This window comes from Gordonia sp. i37, assembly GCF_002043085.1.
Classification (GTDB): domain Bacteria; phylum Actinomycetota; class Actinomycetes; order Mycobacteriales; family Mycobacteriaceae; genus Gordonia; species Gordonia polyisoprenivorans.
Window position 1 is genome coordinate 1 of the sequence record NZ_MVPX01000233.1, and the last position, 5,246, is coordinate 5,246.

Annotated in this window: 8 protein-coding genes; 6 read left to right on the forward strand and 2 right to left on the reverse strand. The window is 66.5% G+C overall.

The features are described 5' to 3' along the window. Positions 1–53: 53 nt before the first annotated feature. Entirely contained in the window at positions 54–398 is a 345-nt protein-coding gene (locus tag B1964_RS10670) for an RNA polymerase-binding protein RbpA (protein ID WP_006372801.1), read from the reverse strand. 119 nt (positions 399–517) lie between these two features. Between B1964_RS10670 and B1964_RS10675 the strand changes: the two genes are divergently transcribed. The 6 genes from B1964_RS10675 (at position 518) to B1964_RS10700 (ending at position 3,957) form a co-directional block, all read left to right on the forward strand. Then, entirely contained in the window at positions 518–883 is a 366-nt protein-coding gene (locus B1964_RS10675) for a hypothetical protein (RefSeq protein ID WP_020171316.1), read from the forward strand. Next, positions 880–1,710, forward strand: coding sequence for an adenylate/guanylate cyclase domain-containing protein (locus tag B1964_RS10680; protein WP_006372799.1), 831 nt, complete (start codon positions 880–882; stop codon positions 1,708–1,710). Before B1964_RS10675 ends, B1964_RS10680 begins: the two co-directional genes overlap by 4 nt. 321 nt (positions 1,711–2,031) lie before the next feature. Then, the gene (locus tag B1964_RS10685; protein WP_026920127.1) at positions 2,032–2,253 is read left to right on the forward strand and encodes a DUF3263 domain-containing protein; all 222 of its coding nucleotides are present in this window, start codon (positions 2,032–2,034) and stop codon (positions 2,251–2,253) included. A 155-nt stretch (positions 2,254–2,408) separates the two neighbouring features. Then, a complete protein-coding gene (locus B1964_RS10690) occupies positions 2,409–2,717 on the forward strand; it encodes a hypothetical protein (RefSeq protein ID WP_006372797.1) in 309 nt (102 codons plus the stop codon). Positions 2,718–2,731: 14 nt separating this feature from the next. Then, a complete protein-coding gene (locus B1964_RS10695) occupies positions 2,732–3,586 on the forward strand; it encodes a VOC family protein (RefSeq protein ID WP_079929728.1) in 855 nt (284 codons plus the stop codon). After that, positions 3,583–3,957, forward strand: coding sequence for a hypothetical protein (locus B1964_RS10700; RefSeq protein ID WP_079929729.1), 375 nt, complete (start codon positions 3,583–3,585; stop codon positions 3,955–3,957). Before B1964_RS10695 ends, B1964_RS10700 begins: the two co-directional genes overlap by 4 nt. A 33-nt stretch (positions 3,958–3,990) precedes the next feature. Here the strand turns inward: B1964_RS10700 and B1964_RS10705 are convergent, their stop codons facing one another. Beyond that, a complete protein-coding gene (locus B1964_RS10705) occupies positions 3,991–5,109 on the reverse strand; it encodes a MerR family transcriptional regulator (protein WP_253193952.1) in 1,119 nt (372 codons plus the stop codon). Between the last annotated feature and the right edge of the window lie 137 nt (positions 5,110–5,246).

The window sequence follows — 5,246 nt, forward strand, 5'->3', positions numbered from 1 at the left end:
ATCAATTCGTCGCCCCGCAGCGCTCGATCAATTCGTCGCTCCGCAGAGCTCGATCAATTCGTCGCTCCGCGACGGCGCTGCTTGAGCAGGTCGAGGCGCTCATTGAGCAGGACCTCGAGCTCTTCCTCGCTGCGCCGCTCGAGCAACATGTCCCAGTGGGTGCGCGGCGGCTTGCCCTTCTTCTCCTCGGGCTCGGCGCCCTCGAGGATGGTGCCCTCCATGCCGTTCTTGCACGGCCACTTCGACGGCACCTCGGCGTCGTCGGCGAACGGGACGTCGAAGATCTCCCCGTTGTCGGTGCGGTATTGGACAATCCGCCGCGGCGCGAGATCGTGATCACGATCGGTTTCGTAGCTCACCGCACCGAGGCGGCTACCCCGAAGTACTCGATCTGCCATTTGCTACTGCTTTCCTCTCGGCTTGCTCGCTGACCAAACCAGCTGCTGAACAGAACCATTCTACTCTTCTTGATCCGTGACGCCCGATGCACGCGACACCGCGCGCGGCTTGTGTCGCGATGAGTACCGCGCACGGTACGGTCTGTGCCGTGGATGCGACCCGTTCCCGGCGAACCTACGCGTGCGCGTGGTGCGGCTCGGCCATGGCCGATTCCGAGATGGGTCGGCGACGCAAGTACTGCAAACGGTCATGTCGACAGCGGGCGTACGAACAGAGAGCGCTCGTGGCGGGTACTTCTATTCCCGACGATGCGGTGATCTTGTCCTCGGCCGAGGTCGCGGAGTTCGGGGACCGGATGTTCGCCCTGCGATGTGCCGCCGAGGACCTCGCCACCGCGGTGGGCGAAGACGCCGACCGCGCCACTCTGTCCGGTCTCGCCGACGAGCTGCTGTCCTTGGCGCGAGACGCGGAGCGACTGCGGTGAACGCCGGCGACGCCCCCGATTCATCCGACCCGAATCCCGAACCGCCATCGGGTCCCGAACCGGCACCGCTGAGTGCCCGCGCCGCAGATGCTCTCGCCCGCGCCGACGCCAATTCCACCGGCATCCGGGCGATCCGCGCGGTCCGCAGGTTGCTGCCGGACGCACCACCATCGATCACCGACTCCCGACCGTCGGACCGATTGGCCCGGTTGATCGCTGACGCCAGACCTGAAAAGCCAAGTGCAACCAGAGAGTTGGGTCTCGCTGCGGTACAGGCCTGGCAATCGGTGACCCGGCGGCGCGGGCACTCCGCGGACACACCGGTCGACGTGACCATCCTGTTCACCGACCTCGTGGCGTTCTCCACCTGGGCTCTCGCAGCCGGCGATGATCAGGTGTTGCGACTTCTGCGAGAAGTGAACACCGCGACCGAGCAGGTGGTCCGGCAGCACGGCGGCCGGATCGTCAAGAACCTCGGGGACGGGGTGATGGCGATGTTCACCGATCCCGACGAGGCGATCGTGGCCGCCTACGAGGCGATCGGTGCGGTCAGCGCACTCACGATCGACGGCTACCGTCCTCAGCTGCGGGCCGGCCTGCACACCGGTACACCTCGCGCGGTCGGCGACGACTTCGTCGGCGTCGACGTCAATATCGCGGCACGCGTTGCCGGTGCCGCCGGCGCGGGTGAACTGCTCATCAGCGACGCGACCCTCGAGAGCGTCGATCCGCAGCGCTATGCCCGCCGCCGACGCCGCCGTTTCAAGGCCAAGGGCGTTCCCCGGGAACTGACCGTATACGCGGTGGTTCCCCGATACGACGCGTAGCACAGCGGATCGGACCGGTCCCGGCGACGTCGTCGCGACCCTTGACCCCGCGATGAGAGATCGGTCCGTCGAGACATTTCCGGCACGTCCGCCACGGCGAGAAAGACCGACGTAGTCGTCCACTGCGACACGGTGTTTCGATACCTGTGGAAAGAGCTCGCGGGGATTAACCTCGTCGGTGCACAAATGACTGCCCTCGGTCACCGTCGCGGTGTACAAAGGACGTCAACCGCACTCCTGCAACATTCTCGGCCGAGCCAAGACCGAGAGTGTTCTGTGCGCACGGAAACACCACGATGGTTGGGCGGCACCATGACAGTGATCAACAACAAGCAGCAGCAGATGATCGACTTCGAGACGAGTTGGTACACATTGGGCGGTGGCTCGTCCCGTGAGATCACTGAGCAGTTCGGGCTGACCGATCGTGACTTCTTCGCGCAGGTCGATCAGCTCGTCGACGAGGCACCGCCGAGCGGACTGAGCAACTCCGAATTGCGGCGGATGCGCCAGGTGATCCGCCGGCGGTTGTGGATGGCGCGCTGAGCCGATAACACGCCGAGCGCTCGGCGCGCTGACGCGACGTCACGCCGAGGAGGATGGCAGGCTGGGTATGTGCCCACCCGATCAGGCAACCACCCGGATGCTTGCGACCGACAGAAGAGGTCGACGCGCCGTCGCAGATCGGTGGTGGTGCAGTGATGACGCCTTTCTCCGACGACGACCTCGAGCAGTTCTATCGAGGTGTGGAGGCGCGGACAGACCTGACCCCGCGGCGTCGACGGCGTCCGGCGCCGGTGTATCGGGACTGTCCGACGCCGTACAAGGACGCCTTCGGTTCGGAGGCGGCAGCCATCGAGGGGATCGGCCGGATACGGCAGGTCGGTCGGCGTGCGCCGACGCTGCGGTGTTATCGCTGTGACTGCGGGTCGTGGCACATCACCAGCAGCCCGCCGCGCGAGGAGCCACCCCGACCCCCGCGCGGCCGTCGCGGCCGACACAGACGATGAGGAGCATTTCTCCGATGGCCCATGACGCCGACACCGACGTCCCGAGCGGGATCGAGACCGGATCCACCGCCACGGCACCGACCGGACCGCACGACCCGGTTGCCGTTGTCGATCTCGGCACGCCCGACGTCGACGCATCGGCCGCGGCATATGCAAGGCTGCTCGGTCTGTCGCAGCCCACCGACGACATCGGCGTGTTCGCTGCTCGAATCCGATTGCGGCCCAGTACATCTGGTGATCAGCACCGGGTACTCTTCGGAGTCCCCGACGCCGACGGTCATGTGCGCCTACTCCGGCGGCGCGGTCTGGAGCTGACGGCACCGACGGGAGATGACGTGCGCGGGGAGTGGCATGTCGACACGTTGCCCTTCGGTGTCACCCCGGCCGACCCGGTGGCCGATCGCGGGCTGACCGTGTCGGCGCCCGAGGTTGCCGCCGACATCGCCGGTATCGATCATCTCGTGTTCTCCAGCCCCGATCGCAATCACGCGGTCGCGCTGTTCGGTGCCACGCTCGGACTGGATTTCCGGCTCGACCGCCGAGTCGTCGACGGTCTGCGACAGTTGTTCTTCCGCCGAGGCGATCTCGTCGTGGAAGTCGTCGTCCCCGACAGCGCGCCCGCCGACGAGCCCATCCGCCTATGGGGTATTGCGTGGGGGAGCACCGACATTGGGGCTACCCATCGTCGCCTGACCGACGCCGGGGTCGGCATCTCCGAGGTCCGAGACGGCCGCAAACCGGGTACCAAGGTGGCCACCATCAACGACGATGCCCTTGCGACGCGTTCGATCATCATCGGCCGTTCGACCGTCATCGGCACTGACCACCCGCGCCGTGCCGCATCCGTCCACGACGAAGGAGCCCGATGAGCCTGTTCACCTCCGCAGCAGCCATGACCAACAAAGCGGTCATCCCCCTGTTCGGATTACCGGTCGTCGGTCCGGCACTGGGCAGGTCGATGACCGTGGTGACCTACACCGGCCGTCGGTCGGGCGCCACGTTCCGGCTGCCGGTCGCATATCGACACGGCACTGCGACCTCCGAGGGAGGGGCACCTCGTGACACCGTCCTGATCGGAGTGGCGCTGCCGGACAAGAAGAAGTGGTGGCGCAACTTCACCGGGAACGGTGGACCGCTGTCGCTGCTGCTCGACGGCGCCGAGCGGACAGGACATGCCGTCGCGACACGCGACGAGAAGGGTCCGGTGTCGGTGCGGGTGGTTCTCGACCCGGTCGGCTGAGTGCGGCGCCCGGCTATGCGTTGCTCCCGAAGGTCAGGACGCGACCCGGCCGGCGGACGCAGGGTTCCTGACCGGCATCACCAGTGTGGTCAGTTCGCCACGATCGGCCGAGCGGATCGTGGCGGGCTGATCTCTGCCGCGGAGTTCGACGAGCACGTCCGCGCCGATCGCGGTGCTGATCGCCGGATAGAGCGTCGTCATCTCGAACCAGAGGGTCAGCGCTACACCTGTCACCTCGGCCACCAGGCGCATCTCGTCGCCGAGCTCTGCGGTGCCAGAGTCGGAGTCGTCGTCGGACGGGCACGGGTACTGGCGAAGGGCGATCCGCCCCTCATCGATCTGCATCTCGACGAATTCTGCGGGGCCGCGCTCGAGTGCGTCGAGCAGTCCGGTCCTCGACGTCAGCATCGTTGTCGTCGTAGTCGGCAGCGCCCCGAGCAGCGCACGATGATCCGGGAAGGTGTCGTCGATCAATCGGCAGTGACGCCGGCGTCCGCCGGGAAGCGTGATCGTGAGGCCGTAGTCGTCGACAGTCAGCTCAACGACAGGGGAGTGTCGGAGATCGGCCAGGCACCGGCGCAGGTCGTCTGCGTGGACCGTGCCCGCACACGTCGCGCCCGTCTGCCCGGCGACGAGCGACCGAGTCGTGAGCCGAAAGCGATCGGTGGCAGTCATTGTGAGAGCCCCGTTTTCGATCTCCACGCGAACGCCGCCGAGGACGGCGAACTCCGCGTCGCATGCCGTGGTGGTGAGAACCTGGTCGGTCGCGGCGGCAAACATCGGTCCACTGATCGTCGTCACACCGGGTTCTGGCTGAATGTCCCACTGTGCCTTGATGAGCGAGGCAGTCGACCGTGCGGCTTCGGCCGCGCCGATGATCTCCGCGAGGTAATCGTCGAGACAACGCTTGGCATCGAGCGGTGCGGAGTCGAGCATCTTCCGCACCCCCACGATGGGCATGCCGATTTCTCGTAGGCGTCGAACCAGGACCGCACGGTCACATTGGCCCGGGGTGTACCAGCGGTAGCCCGAGCCTGGATCGACCCGATCTGGCCGCAGTAGCCCGGCGTCGTCGTAGAAACGTAGGGCGCTCGTCGTCAGGCCGCACGCATCGGCGAACGCCCCGATCGACATCATCTCCGAATTGGTCACCGGGACATCATCGGACCTCGACCTACCTGAAGGTCAAGCCGCTCCGCCGGATTCGAGGATGGCGCAGAGGTGTGCCTGTCATCAACGCATGGCGAGGTCACCGGCGTCCGTTGTGGTGTGCCGGTGACTTCGCGTGT